Here is a 17,457-nt window from a genome sequence, read left to right as displayed (position 1 = left end):
ATCAGGGAGAGGGTCGGGGTGAGGGTTGTTTTATTCAGCCGTACCCGGATAAATATCAAAACGATGGCCTTTGGTCACCACCGCGTTATGCGTTTCCACCCCCGCCAGTGGCGGTGCGTAGTCCGGGCGCTTCACTACCACGCGTTTTGTTGCAAGCTTCTGGGCTGGTGCCAGCAAACCATCCGCATCTTCGTCCGGCCCAACCAGCGACTGGAACACACGCATCTCCTTCTTCACCAGCGCGCTTTTCTGCTTATGCGGGAACATCGGGTCGAGGTAGACCACTTCCGGGCGCGGGGTAATATCGCTTAATGCCGTCAGGCTTGAGGCGTGGATCAGTTGCAAACGCTCCTGCAACCAACCGCCGATTTCGGCATCCTGGTAGCCACGACGCAAACCATCATCCAGCAACGCGGCAACCACCGGATTACGCTCTAACATTCGCACCCGGCACCCCACAGAGGCCAGCACAAACGCATCGCGTCCCAATCCCGCCGTCGCATCCACCACATTGGGCAGATACCCGCTCTTAATGCCCACCGCTTTTGCTACCGCCTCACCGCGCCCACCGCCAAACTTGCGGCGATGCGCCATGGCGCCGGAGACAAAATCGACAAAGATACCGCCCAGCTTTGGCTCGTCGCGCTTACGCAGCTCAAGGTGTTCCGATGTTAAGACCAACGCCATCAGGGACTCGTCATCGTGCTCAAGCCCCCAGCGTTCACTCAAAATAGATAAGGCGCCGGAATCGGCGCCTGTTTCAGTCAACAGACAGATTTTCACAGAGTAAATCAGCCCTTAATGCCGTAATGGGCCAACATGGCATCCAGCTGTGGTTCGCGGCCACGGAAGCGCTTGAACAGCTCCATTGGCTCTTCAGAACCGCCACGGGTCAGAATGTTATCAAGGAAAGACTGCCCGGTTTCACGGTTGAAAATACCTTCATTTTCAAAGCGCGAGAACGCATCCGCGGCCAGCACATCTGCCCACAGATAGCTGTAATAACCCGCTGCATAACCGCCAGCAAAGATATGGCTGAACGCATGTGGGAAGCGGCCCCACGTCGGCGATGGCACCACAGCAACCAGTTTCTTGATTTCATACAGAGTTTCCAGCACCTTCGCACCCTGCTCTGGATTAAATTCAGCGTGCAGACGGAAGTCGAACAGGCCGAACTCAAGCTGGCGCAGAATAAACAGCGCGGCCTGGTAGTTCTTCGCCGCCAGCATTTTATCCAGCAGCTCTTTTGGCAATGGCTCGCCCGTCTCAAAATGACCCGAGATAAACGCCAACGCTTCCGGCTCCCAGCACCAGTTTTCCATAAACTGGCTCGGCAACTCGACGGCATCCCATGGCACACCGTTGATGCCAGAAACACCCGCCGTTTCGACTTTGGTCAGCATATGGTGCAAACCGTGGCCAAACTCATGGAACAGGGTGATCACTTCGTCATGGGTAAACAGCGCAGGTTTGCCATTGACCGGGCGGTTAAAGTTACAGGTCAGGTAAGCGACCGGCTTTTGCAGTGAGCCATCAGCTTTGCGCATCTGCCCCACGCAGTCATCCATCCATGCCCCGCCGCGTTTGTTTTCACGGGCATACAGGTCGAGATAGAAGCTACCGCGCAGTTCACCTTTTTCGTCATAAAGCTCGAAGAAACGCACGTCAGAATGCCAGACATCGATATCTTTACGCTCTTTCGCGGTGATGCCATAAATACGTTTCACCACTTCGAACAAACCATTTACCGCACGATCTTCCGGGAAGTACGGACGCAGTTGCTCGTCGCTGATGCTGTATAAATGCTGCTTCTGTTTTTCGCTGTAATAGGTAATATCCCACGGTTCCAGCGCATCAACATTGAACTCTTTTTTCGTAAACTCGCGCAGTTGTGCCAGTTCAGCTTCACCCTGCGGACGGGCGCGTTTAGCCAGATCGGTCAGGAACTCCAACACTTGCTGCGGGTTCTCAGCCATTTTGGTGGCGAGTGATTTTTCCGCGTAGTTATCAAAGCCCAGCAACTCTGCCAGTTCGTGGCGCAATGCGAGGATTTCTTCCATGACTGGCGTGTTATCCCACTTACCTGCGTTCGGCCCCTGATCGGAGGCGCGAGTCGCATAGGCGCGGTACATTTCTTCACGCAGTTCGCGGTTGTCGCAGTATGTGAGGACCGGCAAATAGCTTGGGATATCCAACGTCAGCAACCAGCCGTCCAGCTCTTTCGCTTCGGCTTGAGCACGGGCGGCCGCCATTGCGCTCTCCGGCATGCCAGAAAGCTCGGCATCGTCGGTGATAAGTTTGGTCCAGCCTTGAGTCGCATCCAGCACGTTGTTGCTGTAGGTAGAACCTAGCTCAGACAAACGCGCAGCAATTTCACCATAACGCTTTTGTTTTTCTTCTGGCAAACCGATCCCTGAAAGCTCGAAATCACGCAGTGCGTTATCCACCGCCTTCTTCTCAGCAACGCTCAGGTCCGCGTAATACGCGCCATCACGCAAGTTGCGGTAAGCCTGATAAAGACCTTCGTGTTGGCCTACCCACGTGCTGTATTCAGACAGCAGCGGCAACGTCTGCTCGTAAGCTTCACGCAGTTCCGGGCTGTTCTGTACTGAATTCAAATGGCTCACTGGCGAGAAAATACGCCCCAGGCGATCGTCTACTTCCGCCAGCGGCTGGCAAAGATTATCCCAGGTATAAGGCGCACCCTGTGCGACCACGCTTTCGACTTTCGCACGGCAATCATCCAGTGCTTGCTGCACTGCGGGGACAATATGTTCAGGTTTGAGAGCGGAAAACGGCGGCAGATCGAAAGGCGTTAACAATGGATTGGTCATAAGCGCGGTTCCTGATTTTGGGTATAGCTTTTAACATGAGGCTTAGTGTAGTTAATTTCAATGCCGGGCGGCGAGCATAACGCGGTATACTGAGTACATTATTTTGTCTTTGGAAACCCTGCAATCCATGCTCAGTTATCGCCACAGCTTTCACGCCGGCAACCATGCCGACGTACTGAAACATACCGTTCAATCCTTAATCATTGAATCGTTGAAAGAAAAAGATAAACCTTTTCTTTACCTCGACACGCATGCGGGAGCTGGCCGATACAAACTGAGCAGCGAACACGCCGAGCGTACTGGTGAATACCTGGAAGGTATCGGCCGTATCTGGCAACACGATGATTTGCCTGCTGAACTTGAGCCGTATATCAGCGCGGTAAAACACTTTAACCAGAGCGGCCAGTTGCGTTATTACCCAGGCTCCCCGCTGATTGCCCGCCAGCTTTTGCGTGAACAAGACAGCCTGCAACTGACCGAGCTGCACCCGTCTGACTTCCCGCTGCTGCGTTCTGAATTCCTGAAAGACAGCCGTGCCCGCGTTGAGCGCGCTGACGGCTATACCCAGTTGAAGTCAAAACTGCCGCCGGTTTCGCGTCGCGGTCTGATCCTTATCGACCCACCGTATGAAATTAAAACCGATTACCAGGCCGTCGTCACCGGCATCAGTGAAGGTTATAAGCGTTTTGCTACAGGCACTTACGCGCTGTGGTATCCGGTTGTTATGCGCCAGCAAATCAAACGTATGCTGCGCGAGCTGGAAGAAACCGGTATTCGCCGTATTCTGCAAATCGAATTAGCCGTTCTCCCGGATAGTGACCGCCGTGGCATGACCGCCTCTGGCATGATTGTTATCAACCCGCCGTGGAAACTTGAGCAGCAAATGGCTAATGTACTGCCGTGGTTGCATAAAACGCTGGTGCCTTCAGGCAACGGCTCGACCACGTTGAGTTGGGTTGTGCCTGAGTAAACCAGCTATCAGAGCAATCGGTGGAACCAAACTCTCGGCGCGCTACAATCGCGAATATTTTTTCGACTCATTAGGGAAACATCATGACCAAACATTATGACTACCTCGCCATTGGCGGCGGCAGCGGCGGTATTGCCTCCATTAACCGTGCGGCAATGTATGGGAAGAAATGCGCACTCATTGAGGCGAAAGAGCTGGGTGGCACCTGCGTAAACGTGGGTTGTGTGCCGAAAAAAGTGATGTGGCATGCGGCGCAAATCGCAGAGGCTATTCATCAGTACGGCCCGGACTACGGCTTTGACACCACAGTGAATAAATTCGACTGGGACAAACTGATCGCCAGCCGTACCGCCTATATCGACCGCATTCACACGTCTTACGACAACGTTCTGGGTAAAAACAACGTTGACGTGATTCGTGGCTTTGCCAAATTTGTCGATGCACACACTGTGGAAGTTAACGGCGAAACCATCACCGCTGACCACATTCTGATTGCGACCGGCGGCCGTCCAAGCCATCCGTCAATTCCAGGTGCTGAATACGGTATTGATTCCGACGGTTTCTTCGAACTCCCTGCACTGCCAAAACGTATTGCCGTCGTGGGTGCGGGTTATATCGCCGTTGAAATCGCAGGTGTGGTTAACGCGCTGGGCTCAGAAACTCACCTGTTTGTGCGCCAACACGCGCCGCTGCGGTCTTTTGACCCGCTGATTGTCGAAACGCTGCTGGAAGTGATTAACACCGAAGGCCCGACGCTGCACACACACGCCGTGCCAAAATCGGTTGAGAAGAATGCTGATGGTAGCCTGACGCTGCACCTGGAAGATGGCCGTTCGCAGACCGTAGATTGCCTGATTTGGGCGATTGGCCGCCAACCTGCAACGGACAGCTTCAATTTGGCCGTTACCGGTGTGAAAACCAACGCCAAAGGCTACATTGAAGTTGATAAATTCCAGAACACCAGCGTGCCTGGCATTTATGCCGTGGGCGATAATACCGGCGCTGTAGAACTGACGCCCGTTGCCGTTGCCGCAGGCCGTCGCCTGTCTGAGCGCCTGTTTAACAACAAGCCTGACGAGCATCTGGATTTCAACAACGTCCCAACCGTGGTCTTCAGCCATCCGCCAATCGGCACTGTTGGCTTAACAGAGCCACAAGCGCGTGAGCAGTACGGCGACGACAATGTGAAGGTGTATAAATCTTCCTTCACCGCGATGTATACCGCAGTCACCTCTCACCGCCAGCCGTGCCGCATGAAACTGGTATGCGCAGGCCCGGACGAGAAAATTGTCGGCATCCACGGCATTGGTTACGGTATGGATGAAATGCTGCAAGGCTTCGCGGTAGCGCTGAAAATGGGCGCAACCAAGAAAGACTTCGACAACACCGTAGCGATTCACCCGACCGGTTCGGAAGAATTCGTTACTATGCGCTAAACCGCGCCCCCGTCTTTGAAGACGGGGAAATAAATCACAAGGCTGTGGATCTTAAGATCCGCAGCCTTTTTATTTACGTTGCGGACTCGCGCTGCAAAAAATACAGCTCAAATAATCAAAACGCTAACTCATTAATTCTTATGTGTATGTGCAACAGAATCTATAAAAGCGCAAAGAAAAATATATTTTAAATTATTTAGTTACATTTGGAATTAGTTAGCGAACTTATACTCTTTAGCCTGATGCTGTATGAAATATTATTTATTCAAGATCTACGTTATTTATATTCTAGGAATTATCTCATGAACAAGACATCACCCCTGATTGGTATAATGACTGGTGTGTTGCTGGTGTCCACGCTGTCCATTAGCACTGCAAATGCGACTATACAAGGTCAGCAACGCCGTGAGGCAAGGGATACTCGCCAGGATACCAGAGATACTGCACGTCAGGAAAAACGCGAATGCATCGTCAGCAATGATAAAAGTAATCATGATTGCCGACAGGATAAACGCCAAACCAAACAAGATGGCCGCCAGAAAGCACGCGATATTAAATATTAATACTGGCAGTATCCCAAACTGAGCAGAATAAAATTGGAGCGCACATTTTTGCGTATTTATATGTCCAGGAGGGCAATTTAGTGAAAAAATACATTCCCGGTTTATTGATCTTATCTTTCGCATTTTCAGGCAACGTATTGGCGCTTGATAAAACATCAGGTGGTGCAATTGCCGGAGCCGCAATTGGTGCCGCAACAGGTAAAACGGTGAAAAGCACCGTGGGTGGCGCTGTCGTTGGTGGTGGCACCGGTGCAATGTTTAAGAGCGGTGATACAGGTAAAGCCGCTCGTAAAGGCGGTGCCATTGGTGCCGCAGTGGGTGGCGTTGCGGCAGCAGCGACGGGCAACAACGTGTTAAAAGGCGCGGCTGTGGGTGCAGGTGGCGGTGCCTTGATTGGCGAAGCCACACACTAAATATTCAGCGGTGGGGGTCTCCCTCACCGCATCGCGTCATAAATCGCTTTCTGAATCTCCACCGCACGTTTTTCGTCAGTCTCAGTTGAGTCAGAATTGCGTTGCTGTTGCGCCTGAAGCCGTAATTTTGCGCGTTCTAAATCTTCTTTCTGCCGCTTAACCGTCTCTGGTGTGCTGCAAAAAGTTTGCAGGAATTGTTTGCGCAGCGAAGTGAGACTTTGCCCGTCGTTCATCGCCTGGCTGACGGTTCTGACCATACGCCGACACGGACGCTCTTCATCCATTTGCGAAGGGTATTGCAGCAACGTATTGAGAGCATCGCGATAATCTCCTGCCAGCGCAGATTCGGTGTAATACACTTTCCAGTTCATACCGCTCTGCATAAACAGACGCACCACCGTAGAGTCGCCACGCTCAATGGCTGAGCGCAAATTTCCCTCTTCCCAGGTAATGCCGATATTCGCCAGCTTTTCACGCGCACTTTGACTATACGGTTGTGAATCAACCACCGTCACTTTCGCCGAGTCACTGTTAGCCTTCGCAGGCTTTTTAGTGATCTCACTCAGGATATTCATACCGACTATCGCCGCGCTAATCAGCGCCACACCCGCCACGCACCACATCAACATACGTAGCGTTTCACCGGTGTCCTGCTTTTTTTTGGTATGACGCAAGTCGGGATGATCAATGGTGTCACGCACTTCATCCGAATCACGACCCGCCTGATGATATTTTTTATGAGCAAGTTCAATAAATTCCTGCACCTGAGCGTCATCTGCAGCCATGAATGCCGCCGGATTGACTGTCGTTCGCCCTTCATCCCAGGCACGCTGAATAGCCGCACTGCTTTCCTGGTAATAGCTATCCAACAACGCGAGTTGCACCGAGGTCAGTGGCGGTTGTTGAATGAGGTGATTGCGAATTTCGCGCACGTCGTCGAGAAAGGTTTGTAGCGTTTTGCGTTGATCAATAAACAGATTCAGCTGCGACGAGCTGTGGAATATTTCGGCATAGTGGTTCGCAAACTCCTTTTTATCGACCACCATCAAAGCGAGTTCGCCAAATCGCATCCCGCTTAAAACATCACCCTGCTCTCCATGCTTTAACCAACGGCGAACACAATCGGCACCAAACTGTTTTTTCAGCTTATTCACCAGGTGTGACTGACTGGGATAATTTTTCGTAATCATCGCTTTCAGCATTAATTCCAGCGCCCGCATCTGGCGTAAAGCCTTTTGCTGTTCTGCCTCGCTGTTCTTATCGAGCTCAGTCGAATAACCCAGCAGTGGCTGCTTTAAGCGCACCAGTTCGAGATAACTGACAAAACGCAGTGCAGAAATAAGCTGGTTATGGCTGATTTCCTGGCCACTTTCATATTGCGGCACCAGTTGTTGTAAATGGCGCAGCAGCAGAGTGAACTGTGAAATCTCTGCATCATTGAGGTTTAACCGCTTTGCCACTGCCATCCAACTGCCGAGTGCCAGGCGAGCCTGCTCCAACTGCTGAAAAAACCATTGAGGATCTTTGCCTTCTGAGGCTGTGATGGTGAGCAGTGGCAGGATTTGTAATGACGCCTGGCGGCAAACACTCAGGCAAGTCTCAAACTTTTCCCGCATCAGCAACTGTGAAGCGCTGGTCATGGTTATCCTTTATTGGGCACGAATGTCTGGGTAGAAAAACGCAATTACACAACAGACTAACGCAAGTGCTGCATGCCCAATGGCGATAAAAGAGAGCAAAATCTACGCGTTCTCCAGCGCCAGATTTAACGCTTCCCCCGTTTTACGCAACGCGGCTTCGGTTGCGGCATCACACGGCGATGCATAATTCAGGCGCAGGCAGTTGCGATACTTCCCTGACGCTGAAAGCAGCGAGCCCGCCGCAATATGGATATGCTCTTCGCGCAGCGCACAGCAAATCGGTACGATATCAATATTTTCCGGCAGCTCAACCCACATCATAAAGCCGCCCTGTGGACGACTGACGCAAATACCGCACGGGAAATAGTGCCGAACATGACAGGTAAAATCTTCGAGATTGCGCTGGTAAAGTTGGCGCATACGGCGCAGATGGCGATGGTAGTTACCGTTGCGAATAAACTCTGCCACAGCGAGTTGTGAGAAGGTCGAGGTACTGCCAGTGACGATATATTTCATGTGCAAAGCGCGATCCAGATAGCGGCCCGGCACAATCCAGCCGACTCGCAAACCTGGTGCCAGCGTTTTAGAAAAAGAGCTACACAGCAGTACGCGACCATCAACATCCATTGATTTAATCGTCATTGGACGGGGATATTCATAAGCCAGCTCGCCGTAAACATCATCCTCAATGATGGCAATATCAAAACGTTGCGCGAGCGTCAGCACTGCTTTCTTACGTGCATCCGGCATAATAAACCCCAGAGGGTTATTGCAGTTTGGCACCAGAATCACCGCTTTAATCGGCCACTGCTCAAGCGCTAATTCCAATGCTTCCACGCTGATCCCCGTCACAGAATCTGTCGGTATTTCAACAACTTTAATGCCAAATGCCCGCAGCATCTGCATGGTGCCATGAAACGACGGCGACTCCACCGCCACAATGTCACCCGCTTCACACACCGCGCGAATTGCAATCGACAAGGCTTCGTGGCAACCAGTGGTTATCAGAATATCGTCGGCGGTTGCCACGCAGCCGCTATCCAGCATCAGACGGGAGATTTGCTCGCGCAGCGAACGCATGCCGTGAATGCTGTCATAGCCGAGCAATTCGGATTGTTGATACTGCGCGATGCGGCTCAGTTCGCGCCATAGAGGTTTGATGGTCGGTTGTGTTACATCCGGGACGCCGCTGCCCAGAGCAATAATATCGCCCTCTTCACGGGTAACCAGTTGCTCGAGCACCGCGTCCCATTGCGTGACCTCGACAGGCCGCTGTACCGGGCGGGTCAGTTGCGGAACCGGGGGTTGCGCTTTACGTTGCGTGACGAAATACCCGGAACGGGGTTGCGGTGAAATCAGCTGTTTGTCTTCCAGCAGATGATAAGCCTGCTGCACGGTGCTGATACTCACGCCATGCTCATTACTCAGGCTGCGTACCGAAGGCAGGCGTTCACCACTGCGATACAACCCTTGTTCAATGCGGTCTGCCAGCAATGTGGCGAGATGTTGGTAGCGCGTCATGCTGTATCCTCTTAAGCAACCATACAGACAGAAAAACCAGTACAGAGTGGTGACATATTCGCCATTCAGATCATGTTTTAGCGCTTCTGTATGTTAAATAAAAGTAATATTTGAATCTGTCGGCTATCTGTATGGCGGCGCATGATGACCCTCGAACTCACAAGAGGAGCAACATCATGGGCTTTGAAGAAAACCGTTCTCATAAACCGTTTTATGGCTTTGTGATGATTTACCATTATTTCCGGCAACGCTGGTTACAACGCCAGACGGCGCGCGTACTGCAAGGGCTCAGTAAGGAACAATTACGCGATATTGGACTGACTACGGATGATTTATCACGCTGGAATTAACCTCATATAACGGCGCAATTTTCTGGCGCCGTTATTTTTTTGCTGCTATGTAGAGTGAGTCCACACAGCAGAGCAACCAATATGCTTTCACTCAAAACCTCACGACTGAATTTAACGCAAGTTACCGAACAAGACTGGCCGAGCTTTTTACAGCTGCAACAAGATCCTGTCGTTATGCGTTACGTCTCCGATGACCGCAAAGAAGCGGAAATCCGCCAAATCTTTAATTCACGTCTGGTGCGCTGGGAATTGCACAGCCGCCATTGGTTATGCCTCGCAATGCGCGATAAACATAACGGGATGCTGATTGGCTTCACTGGATTTGTGCGCGGTGAGGATGACATAGCGGAAGTCGGCTTTATCCTCGATTCAGCCTTCCACGGGCAAGGTTATGGTTATGAATCGCTTCATACCCTTTGCCGTTTTGCCTTTGAAAAATGCGCCATGCGAAAACTGACTGCCACAGTGACGGTGGGAAATATCGGCTCGAAGAAAGTATTGGAAAAAGCGGGCTTTCAGCCAGAGGGGATACTGCGCGAAAATTACTTCATCGGCGGTGCCTGGCAAGATGACTGGATTTTTGGCTTGTTACGCAGCGAGTTCAGATAAAACACGGGCCGCACATTCTCGGCGGCCCATACAGCGTGATGACTTAGTTATACATCTCAGCGACACCAAACACTTTGTTATCACCGCCTGCAGAGATAATGCGGATAGATTTCGCGCCAGCCTGTTCAGCTTTTGCTTGTAATTGTGCCTGTAGGCTATCGATGTTTGACGCGCCACTGACGGAAACTGTACCGATTTTCTGGCCTTCAACGGCCTCGGTGGTTGCTGCGAAAGATGAGAATGAAGCGGCAAGAGTCATAACTACGGCAAAATATTTGATGCTTTTCATGGTGATTATCCTTGAGGTCTGTTTAAGTGAGAAAGCGCGTTTGCTTTCGATGTGATAAGAATAGCGCTGCACCTCAAGGGGTGATAGTGGAATGATTCGCTTAAATCATTCAATATTTTTGACAAATATTTAACGCGCGAAGGTGAGGTTTATTTCACCTTCGCAACTGCACCCACTTACAAAAACATTCCGCCTGAAACTTCAATACGCTGCGCATTCATCCAGCCACTTTCATCGCTCAGCAGAACCGCAATCGCGTTGCCAATATCATCAGGTTGCCCAACGCGTCCCAACGCAGTTTGTGCAGCGATAGCGCTCGCCACCTGCTCATTGTCACGCACAACACCCCCGCCAAAATCTGTCGCAATCGCGCCCGGAGCAATGATATTGACCGAGATCCCTCTCGCCCCCAGTTCTTTTGCCTGATAGCGCGTCAGCACTTCCATCGCCCCTTTCATCGCGGCGTAAGCCGCTTTTCCTGGCAAAGCGAAGCGCGTCAGGCCAGTCGATACATTCAAAATGCGACCACCATCTTTAATCAGCGGCAATAAGTGCTGGGTGAGGAAGAACGGCCCCTTCAAATGGATGTTCATTAATTCATCAAACTGCGCTTCTGTTGTTTTTTCGAACAGCGCATCGAGACCCGTACCGGCATTGTTTAATAAATAATCAAACGAGTCGCGATGCCACACGTCACGCAGTTGTTGCTTCACTTCTGTAGCAAAAGCCGGGAAGGTTACGCTATCGGCGACGTTCAATTGAATTGCCACCGCTTTCACGCCTGTTAGCTCAATTTCGCGCACCACATCCTGCGCTTCTTGCTGCTTGCTGTTGTAGGTCAGAATAATATTCACTCCGCGGGCTGCTAGTTTCAACGCCGCGTTTTTACCTAATCCCCGGCTGCCGCCGGTCACTAATGCGATTGTTTGACTCATGATTTGCCCCTTCGATGACTGTTCGGTGATTGAGGTAAAGCTTATTAGCTGCTACAAAATCAATAAAGAGCGCCCATAACGCATCACTGTTTCTCTACCAACAACAATGTGAGAAAAAAGTGGATAAAATACATGCAATGCAACTATTCATTAGAGTGGCTGAACTTGAGAGTTTTTCTCGTGCAGCCGACACTCTGGGCCTTCCTAAAGGTAGCGTATCGCGCCAAATTCAGGCGTTAGAAGCCATGCTTGGAACAAGGTTATTGCACCGCACGACGCGACGCGTGCAGTTGACACAAGATGGCATGGTTTATTACGAGCGCTGTCGCGATCTATTAGCCAATCTTGATGAACTGGACGGGCTATTCCTGCATGATCCCAGCAGCGTCAGTGGGCGATTACGTGTAGATATGCCTGTAGGTGTGGCTAAAAATCTGGTGCTCCCCAAACTCCCCGCTTTCTTGCAGCAATATCCTGGTATCGAGCTGGAATTAAGCAGCAGCGATCACTTGGTGGATGTGGTGCGCGAAGGGTTCGATTGCGTGGTACGCGTCGGGCAACTTAAAGATTCAGGCCTGGTTGCCAGACCATTAGGGAAACTCACCTTAATTAACTGTGCCAGCCCAGATTATCTGGCGCGTTTTGGCTATCCGGAAAGCCTGGACGATCTGGCTTCTCACGCCGTGGTGCATTACGCGCTAAACCTCGGTAGCCGCCCGCAGGGGTTTGAAGTTTGGCTCGATAAAAGTACGCGTTGGATAAAAACCGGTGGCGTTATCACGGTGAACAGTACCGAAACCTATCAAGCCGCGTGCCTCGCTGGGCTTGGGATTATTCAGGTCCCGCGCATTGGCGTGAGAGACTTACTCAAGAGTAAAAAACTGGTGGAGATCCTGCCGCAATACCGCGCCCAACCGATGCCTGTTTCACTGCTTTATCCGCATCGACGTAATCTCTCCCGCCGCGTTCATTTGTTTATGGAATGGCTGACGGGATTAGTGAAAGGGTATGTCGATTAGCATTCAGGCTATAATTTCTTTAAGATCTTGCAGATGCAGAGGAAAAATCACCTGATGACCATGCCGGAAAGTAAAGAAAGTCGCCCTACCGATACGCCCGACGATGAACCGATCATCAAAATCAAAACCAATAATCAGACCGTCAATAAAACAATCGACAGTGTGAACAGCACTGTCGGGCGTGTCGAACGTAACCCTGTTGTTGCTCACCTGATACGCGCAGCGGAACGGTTCAACGACCGCATGGGTAATCAATTTGGTGCAGCAATCACCTATTTTTCGTTCCTGTCGCTGATCCCGATTTTGATGGTGGCATTTGCCGCCGCAGGTTACATCCTCGCGTCACATCCCACGCTGCTTGAGAGTATCTTCGAAAAGATCCTCGTCAATGTCAGTGAGCCAACGCTTGCCGCGACGCTGAAAAACACCATCAATACAGCGGTGCAACAGCGTACAACCGTGGGTCTGGTGGGTCTGCTCATTGCGCTTTATTCCGGCATTAACTGGATGGGAAATTTGCGTGAAGCGGTGCGGGCTCAGTCGCGGGAAAAATGGGAGCGGACACCGCAGGATCAGGAAAAATTCTGGACGAAGTATCTGCGTGATTTGGTGTCACTGATTGGCTTGCTGGTTGCGCTGGTTGTGACGTTATCCATCACCTCGGTTGCCGGTTCCGCCCAGACATTCCTGATTAACCTTTTGCATCTGGGCGGTATCGAATGGTTAAAACCGGTCTGGCACCTGGTTGGGCTGACGATATCTATTTTTGCTAACTACTTGCTGTTCTTCTGGATTTTCTGGCGTCTGCCACGCCACCGCCCACGTAAAAAGGCGCTTATTCGCGGCACATTTATTGCGGCCATTGGTTTTGAAGTGATCAAAATCATCATGACCTACAGCTTGCCAGCCCTCGTAAAATCACCTTCTGGCGCGGCGTTTGGTTCCGTTTTAGGATTGATGGCGTTTTTCTATTTCTTCGCCCGCCTGACGCTTTTTTGTGCCGCCTGGATTGCCACCGCACAATATAAAGATGACCCAAGAATGCCGGGTAAAACGCATAATTGATGAACAACAGGCTGGAGATGCTGGACCACTCAGCACATAAATCCAGTCTGTAACTTTTATTTAACCTAAAAGCAGTTTTATTCTCTGATTTTTTATTTATGTGAAGCATTACATAGACACTTCTTTTCTAGACTGAAAATTATCCTCTTTTTGCTCGTTAATCGAACAGCGCGGTGAACAAACCTGCGTTGAAATGCGCCTTTTGCTGTGCGTAATATGGCCTTTCGTTCGATATAAAATAAGAAAAAACTATGCAAGCCACCATCGCTACACCAGTCAATACCGAAACTGACGCCACGCCCGTTAACTCACGCGGAAAAGTGGTCGTTGCCTCGCTTGTCGGCACCGCCATCGAATTCTTCGATTTCTATATTTATGCCACTGCGGCCGTCATTGTTTTCCCGCATATCTTCTTCCCGCAGGGTGACCCTACCGCGGCGACACTCCAGTCGCTCGCTACGTTTGCCATTGCCTTCGTTGCACGTCCAATTGGTTCCGCACTGTTCGGCCATTTTGGTGACCGAGTCGGCCGCAAAGTGACCCTGGTGGCATCACTTCTGACGATGGGTGTTTCAACGGTGTTGATTGGCCTGTTGCCGAGCTACGAAACCATCGGTGTATTAGCGCCAATGCTGCTGGCACTGGCACGCTTCGGGCAGGGTTTGGGTCTGGGTGGTGAATGGGGCGGCGCTGCATTGCTGGCGACCGAGAATGCGCCACCACGTAAACGCGCGTTGTACGGTTCATTCCCGCAATTGGGCGCGCCCATCGGCTTCTTCTTTGCCAACGGCACCTTCCTGCTGCTTTCCTGGTTGCTGACTGACGAGCAATTCATGTCCTGGGGCTGGCGCGTACCGTTTATTCTGTCCGCGGTTCTGGTGATAATCGGCCTGTATGTGCGTGTTTCTCTGCATGAAACCCCAGTGTTCGCCAAAATCGCTAAGGCGGGTAAACAGGTGAAAATTCCGTTGGGTACGCTGCTGACTAAGCACCTGAAAGCGACGGTTATTGGCACGTTTATCATGCTGGCAACTTACACGCTCTTTTACATCATGACAGTCTATTCAATGACCTTCAGCACCGCCAAAGTGCCGGTAGGTCTGGGCTTCTCGCGCAACGATGTGTTGTGGATGCTGATGATGGCGGTGATTGGTTTTGGCGTAATGGTGCCAATTGCAGGTTTACTGGCTGATAAGTTTGGCCGTCGTAAATGCATGATTGTTATCACCAGTTTGATGATTGTGTTTGCGTTAGCCGTATTCCAGCCGTTATTGGGTTCGGGTAACCCGACGCTGGTGATGGCATTCCTGCTGATTGGCCTGAGCCTGATGGGTTTAACCTTCGGCCCAATGGGTGCGCTGCTGCCAGAGTTGTTCCCAACGGAAGTGCGTTATACCGGGGCATCATTCTCGTATAACGTGGCGTCGATTCTGGGTGCATCGGTCGCGCCATATATCGCAACCTGGTTGCAGGCGAATTACGGTCTGTTCTATGTCGGTGTGTATCTGGCGGCGATGTCAGCGATTACGCTGGTTGCACTGCTGATGTCTAAAGAGACACGTCATTTGTCACTGTAGTATTCGTATTTTCCCCTCACCCTAACCCTCTCCCAAAGGAGAGGGTTAGGTCCGGTTTACTCCCTCTCCTGGGGGAGAGGGCTGGGGTGAGGGCGTCCAGGCTCAAATCACTTCTTCATCTGCCCCAAAATCCTCTGGCACTGGTTCTGTTCGCCTTCTGAAGGCGAAATCAGCGCCAGCAACGCTGCTGCTGGCGTAACCAATGTCGCAAGCGCTGCAGCTACCGCGCCACGAGCAATCAGTGGGCCTGGTTTCACGCCAGCCTCTGGGTTTTTAAACGTGCCCCGCACATAAAGTGGCGAACGCAGCGTAAGAACGCGCACCCCTTTGCTTTCTGGATTGATGGTTAAATCGAGTCGCTCGCTGGCGAAGTTGGTGGTGCCGGTGACGTTAATCAGCGAATTCTCCGTATCAAAGGCAAAAATACGCGGTGAGGCTACCCCGTCGCGTAAATCCAGATTCGCGGCCGCGCAGTTTATCCGCACCTCGTCATCACCAAAGATTTGCCCGACAATGTAATTCCCCACATTCAGGCCGACGATTTCCATCAGGTTGCGGCTAATTAGCCCATCGTGCATCAGCAGTTTCAGATTGCCATCGCTGCTCCCCAGCAACTCAGCGATAGAGTTCCCCCGCCCGCGCAAATCTGCGTCACCGTTCAGTTCACCGAGTGTTTTCTGCATCGATTCCACCTTCGGCATCAGCTGTTTAAGTTGTAAACGCCGCGCCTGAATATCTGCGGTTCCCTGCATCGGCTTTTTATCGCCTTCAAGGTGGATGTTAGCGCTGATGCTGCCACCCGCCATGCCAAATTTCAGCGGCTGGAGGCGCAAGTCTGCATTCTTGAGAATCACATGCGTAGTAAGGTTGCTGAGGGGCAGCGTCCCGCTGTGTTCGATACGGCCACCTTTAAAACGCACATCGGCATCCATCACATCCCATTTGTCCGTTTCGAAACGATCGTATGGCAGAACTTTGCCGCTCGGCTGAACAGTTTTCTCGCCTTTGGCTTGCTCGGCTTGTTTGCTTTGCTGAGCGCCTTTGCCGGAATCCACGCCGATTAACGGCCCCAAATCCGCCAGCCGGAGCTGTTTAGACTCAAGGTCACCTTCCAGTTTCGGGCGCGGTTTACCTTGAGAATACGTCAGAGAACCATGAATATCGCTCTCACCAATTCGCCCGTTAAAGTTCTGATAACGGAAGACCGACCCTTTTTCCGTGTCGATTTTCGCCAGCAAATGTCCGTCAGTTTCAAAGGGCGGCGAATCCGGCAATAACACGCCGGTAAGATCGTAGAGATTACCCAACGAATCACCGGAGAATTTCAGTTGCAGATCGACACCCCCCATCTTCATGGGGTCGTTGATGGTGCCAATAAATGCCACGCGTGAATTCCCTGAATGCACATCGGCCTGCACCGGAAAAGCCGTTTCACCTTCGCTACGCAGTGCCAGCATGCCGCCAATTTTGCCGCTGCCTTCAATCGGTTCCCCGTTGTAACGCCCGCGAACTTTCAGACCAAAGACATAGTCTCCGGCTTTTGCGGCATCTTTGCCTTTCGGTTTGTTTCCTTCAACTTCGCTAAACGGTAACGGTTTGCCGAGTGGGTCGACGAGGATTTCCATCTCTGCTTTGGTGAGTTTGTCGTTAATCGCAATTCGGCCTTTATCGAACAGAATATTGTCCATTCTGAAGGACCAGGAAGACGGCGGCTGATTGGGATCTTTTGGCTTGTCACTGGCAAAGTTAAACGTCCAGTTATTGTTTTTTTCCGTCAGGCGAATGATGCGCACATCGGGCTGAACAAGCTTTATCCAGGGGATATAAACGGTTTTGGTGAGCAGTGCGAGTGGAGCAAGCGTGGCGTCAACGCGAGGCAGATGCACCATGGTGACTTCAGGAATATCGGGTGGATTGCCGAGAATAATATCTTCGGCATGAACATGCGGCCACGGCACCCAACTGCGCCAGCCGGTCTCTTCTTTGTTACGTTCCCATACCACGCCTAAATCGCCACGAATGGCGAAGGGACGATTCAGCTCCGTCGAGACTTTTTGGTTGATGGTCGGTTTGAGCCGATTCCAGTCAAACGTCGCAATCACAATGATTGCCACAACAACCAACAACAATAAACCCCCGACGATACCGCTGGCGACTTTTCCAGTTTTAGTCATGCCTTTTACCTTCTCCTGATGTGGTACGCATTCACTAAAGATAGTTGAGCGTGACCAATGCG

Annotated in this window: 16 protein-coding genes; 9 read left to right on the top strand and 7 right to left on the bottom strand. The window is 51.4% G+C overall.

Annotated elements, in window-relative coordinates:
* Positions 1-30: 30 nt before the first annotated feature.
* Positions 31-783 carry a 16S rRNA (guanine(1516)-N(2))-methyltransferase RsmJ gene (gene rsmJ, locus OH773_RS00370; RefSeq protein ID WP_270141996.1) on the bottom strand — a complete coding sequence of 251 codons (753 nt, stop codon included), beginning with the start codon at positions 781-783 and terminating at the stop codon, positions 31-33.
* A gap of 8 nt (positions 784-791) precedes the next feature.
* Positions 792-2,834: an oligopeptidase A gene (gene prlC / locus OH773_RS00365; protein WP_270141994.1), complete on the bottom strand. Its 2,043-nt coding sequence runs from the start codon at positions 2,832-2,834 to the stop codon at positions 792-794.
* Positions 2,835-2,961: 127 nt separating this feature from the next.
* Here prlC and OH773_RS00360 point away from each other — a divergent pair, with 127 nt between their 5' ends.
* The 4 genes from OH773_RS00360 (at position 2,962) to OH773_RS00345 (ending at position 6,216) form a co-directional block, all read left to right on the top strand.
* Positions 2,962-3,804, top strand: coding sequence for a 23S rRNA (adenine(2030)-N(6))-methyltransferase RlmJ (locus tag OH773_RS00360; RefSeq protein ID WP_270146014.1), 843 nt, complete (start codon positions 2,962-2,964; stop codon positions 3,802-3,804).
* 83 nt (positions 3,805-3,887) lie between these two features.
* Positions 3,888-5,240: a glutathione-disulfide reductase gene (gene gorA / locus OH773_RS00355; protein WP_270141992.1), complete on the top strand. Its 1,353-nt coding sequence runs from the start codon at positions 3,888-3,890 to the stop codon at positions 5,238-5,240.
* A 302-nt stretch (positions 5,241-5,542) separates the two neighbouring features.
* The gene (locus OH773_RS00350; protein WP_270141990.1) at positions 5,543-5,803 is read left to right on the top strand and encodes a hypothetical protein; all 261 of its coding nucleotides are present in this window, start codon (positions 5,543-5,545) and stop codon (positions 5,801-5,803) included.
* Positions 5,804-5,883: 80 nt separating this feature from the next.
* Positions 5,884-6,216: a glycine zipper family protein gene (locus OH773_RS00345; protein WP_183272108.1), complete on the top strand. Its 333-nt coding sequence runs from the start codon at positions 5,884-5,886 to the stop codon at positions 6,214-6,216.
* Between the two features lie 23 nt (positions 6,217-6,239).
* Here the strand turns inward: OH773_RS00345 and OH773_RS00340 are convergent, their stop codons facing one another.
* Both OH773_RS00340 and OH773_RS00335 read right to left on the bottom strand, forming a co-directional pair.
* Positions 6,240-7,856, bottom strand: coding sequence for an STY4199 family HEPN domain-containing protein (locus tag OH773_RS00340; protein ID WP_270141982.1), 1,617 nt, complete (start codon positions 7,854-7,856; stop codon positions 6,240-6,242).
* A gap of 102 nt (positions 7,857-7,958) precedes the next feature.
* Positions 7,959-9,377, bottom strand: coding sequence for an aminotransferase-like domain-containing protein (locus OH773_RS00335; protein ID WP_270141980.1), 1,419 nt, complete (start codon positions 9,375-9,377; stop codon positions 7,959-7,961).
* A gap of 176 nt (positions 9,378-9,553) precedes the next feature.
* Between OH773_RS00335 and OH773_RS00330 the strand changes: the two genes are divergently transcribed.
* Together OH773_RS00330 and OH773_RS00325 are read left to right on the top strand one after the other, a co-directional pair.
* Positions 9,554-9,727 carry a DUF1127 domain-containing protein gene (locus tag OH773_RS00330; RefSeq protein WP_270141978.1) on the top strand — a complete coding sequence of 58 codons (174 nt, stop codon included), beginning with the start codon at positions 9,554-9,556 and terminating at the stop codon, positions 9,725-9,727.
* 81 nt (positions 9,728-9,808) lie between these two features.
* A complete protein-coding gene (locus OH773_RS00325; RefSeq protein WP_270141976.1) occupies positions 9,809-10,336 on the top strand; it encodes a GNAT family N-acetyltransferase in 528 nt (175 codons plus the stop codon).
* A gap of 43 nt (positions 10,337-10,379) precedes the next feature.
* Here the strand turns inward: OH773_RS00325 and OH773_RS00320 are convergent, their stop codons facing one another.
* Both OH773_RS00320 and OH773_RS00315 read right to left on the bottom strand, forming a co-directional pair.
* The gene (locus OH773_RS00320) at positions 10,380-10,625 is read right to left on the bottom strand and encodes a DUF1471 domain-containing protein (RefSeq protein ID WP_270141974.1); all 246 of its coding nucleotides are present in this window, start codon (positions 10,623-10,625) and stop codon (positions 10,380-10,382) included.
* A gap of 176 nt (positions 10,626-10,801) precedes the next feature.
* On the bottom strand, positions 10,802-11,560 hold the full coding sequence (locus tag OH773_RS00315) for an SDR family NAD(P)-dependent oxidoreductase (protein WP_270141972.1): 759 nt from the start codon (positions 11,558-11,560) through the stop codon (positions 10,802-10,804).
* Positions 11,561-11,679: 119 nt separating this feature from the next.
* Between OH773_RS00315 and OH773_RS00310 the strand changes: the two genes are divergently transcribed.
* The 3 genes from OH773_RS00310 (at position 11,680) to OH773_RS00300 (ending at position 15,221) form a co-directional block, all read left to right on the top strand.
* Entirely contained in the window at positions 11,680-12,579 is a 900-nt protein-coding gene (locus tag OH773_RS00310) for a LysR family transcriptional regulator (RefSeq protein ID WP_270141970.1), read from the top strand.
* A gap of 54 nt (positions 12,580-12,633) precedes the next feature.
* Positions 12,634-13,644 carry an inner membrane protein YhjD gene (gene yhjD, locus OH773_RS00305; protein WP_270146011.1) on the top strand — a complete coding sequence of 337 codons (1,011 nt, stop codon included), beginning with the start codon at positions 12,634-12,636 and terminating at the stop codon, positions 13,642-13,644.
* A 251-nt stretch (positions 13,645-13,895) separates the two neighbouring features.
* The gene (locus OH773_RS00300; RefSeq protein WP_270141968.1) at positions 13,896-15,221 is read left to right on the top strand and encodes an MFS transporter; all 1,326 of its coding nucleotides are present in this window, start codon (positions 13,896-13,898) and stop codon (positions 15,219-15,221) included.
* 107 nt (positions 15,222-15,328) lie between these two features.
* On the opposite strand, the gene OH773_RS00295 is transcribed toward OH773_RS00300, so the two are convergent.
* Entirely contained in the window at positions 15,329-17,395 is a 2,067-nt protein-coding gene (locus tag OH773_RS00295; RefSeq protein ID WP_270141966.1) for an AsmA family protein, read from the bottom strand.
* Between the last annotated feature and the right edge of the window lie 62 nt (positions 17,396-17,457).

The sequence above is a fragment of the Buttiauxella sp. WJP83 genome (assembly GCF_027594725.1).
GTDB classification, from domain to species: Bacteria; Pseudomonadota; Gammaproteobacteria; order Enterobacterales; family Enterobacteriaceae; genus Buttiauxella; species Buttiauxella selenatireducens.
Note: the sequence above shows the minus strand (reverse complement) of the source record. Positions and strands in the feature narration are given on the sequence as shown.

Coding starts and splice junctions, on each gene's coding strand:
- OH773_RS00350 (WP_270141990.1), top strand. CDS start 5,543: ATGAACAAGACATCACCCCTGATTGGTATAATGACTGGTGTGTTGCTG.
- OH773_RS00295 (WP_270141966.1), bottom strand. CDS start 17,395: ATGACTAAAACTGGAAAAGTCGCCAGCGGTATCGTCGGGGGTTTATTG.
- OH773_RS00315 (WP_270141972.1), bottom strand. CDS start 11,560: ATGAGTCAAACAATCGCATTAGTGACCGGCGGCAGCCGGGGATTAGGT.
- prlC (WP_270141994.1), bottom strand. CDS start 2,834: ATGACCAATCCATTGTTAACGCCTTTCGATCTGCCGCCGTTTTCCGCT.
- OH773_RS00325 (WP_270141976.1), top strand. CDS start 9,809: ATGCTTTCACTCAAAACCTCACGACTGAATTTAACGCAAGTTACCGAA.
- OH773_RS00330 (WP_270141978.1), top strand. CDS start 9,554: ATGGGCTTTGAAGAAAACCGTTCTCATAAACCGTTTTATGGCTTTGTG.
- gorA (WP_270141992.1), top strand. CDS start 3,888: ATGACCAAACATTATGACTACCTCGCCATTGGCGGCGGCAGCGGCGGT.
- OH773_RS00360 (WP_270146014.1), top strand. CDS start 2,962: ATGCTCAGTTATCGCCACAGCTTTCACGCCGGCAACCATGCCGACGTA.
- OH773_RS00320 (WP_270141974.1), bottom strand. CDS start 10,625: ATGAAAAGCATCAAATATTTTGCCGTAGTTATGACTCTTGCCGCTTCA.
- OH773_RS00300 (WP_270141968.1), top strand. CDS start 13,896: ATGCAAGCCACCATCGCTACACCAGTCAATACCGAAACTGACGCCACG.
- OH773_RS00340 (WP_270141982.1), bottom strand. CDS start 7,856: ATGACCAGCGCTTCACAGTTGCTGATGCGGGAAAAGTTTGAGACTTGC.
- yhjD (WP_270146011.1), top strand. CDS start 12,634: ATGACCATGCCGGAAAGTAAAGAAAGTCGCCCTACCGATACGCCCGAC.
- OH773_RS00335 (WP_270141980.1), bottom strand. CDS start 9,377: ATGACGCGCTACCAACATCTCGCCACATTGCTGGCAGACCGCATTGAA.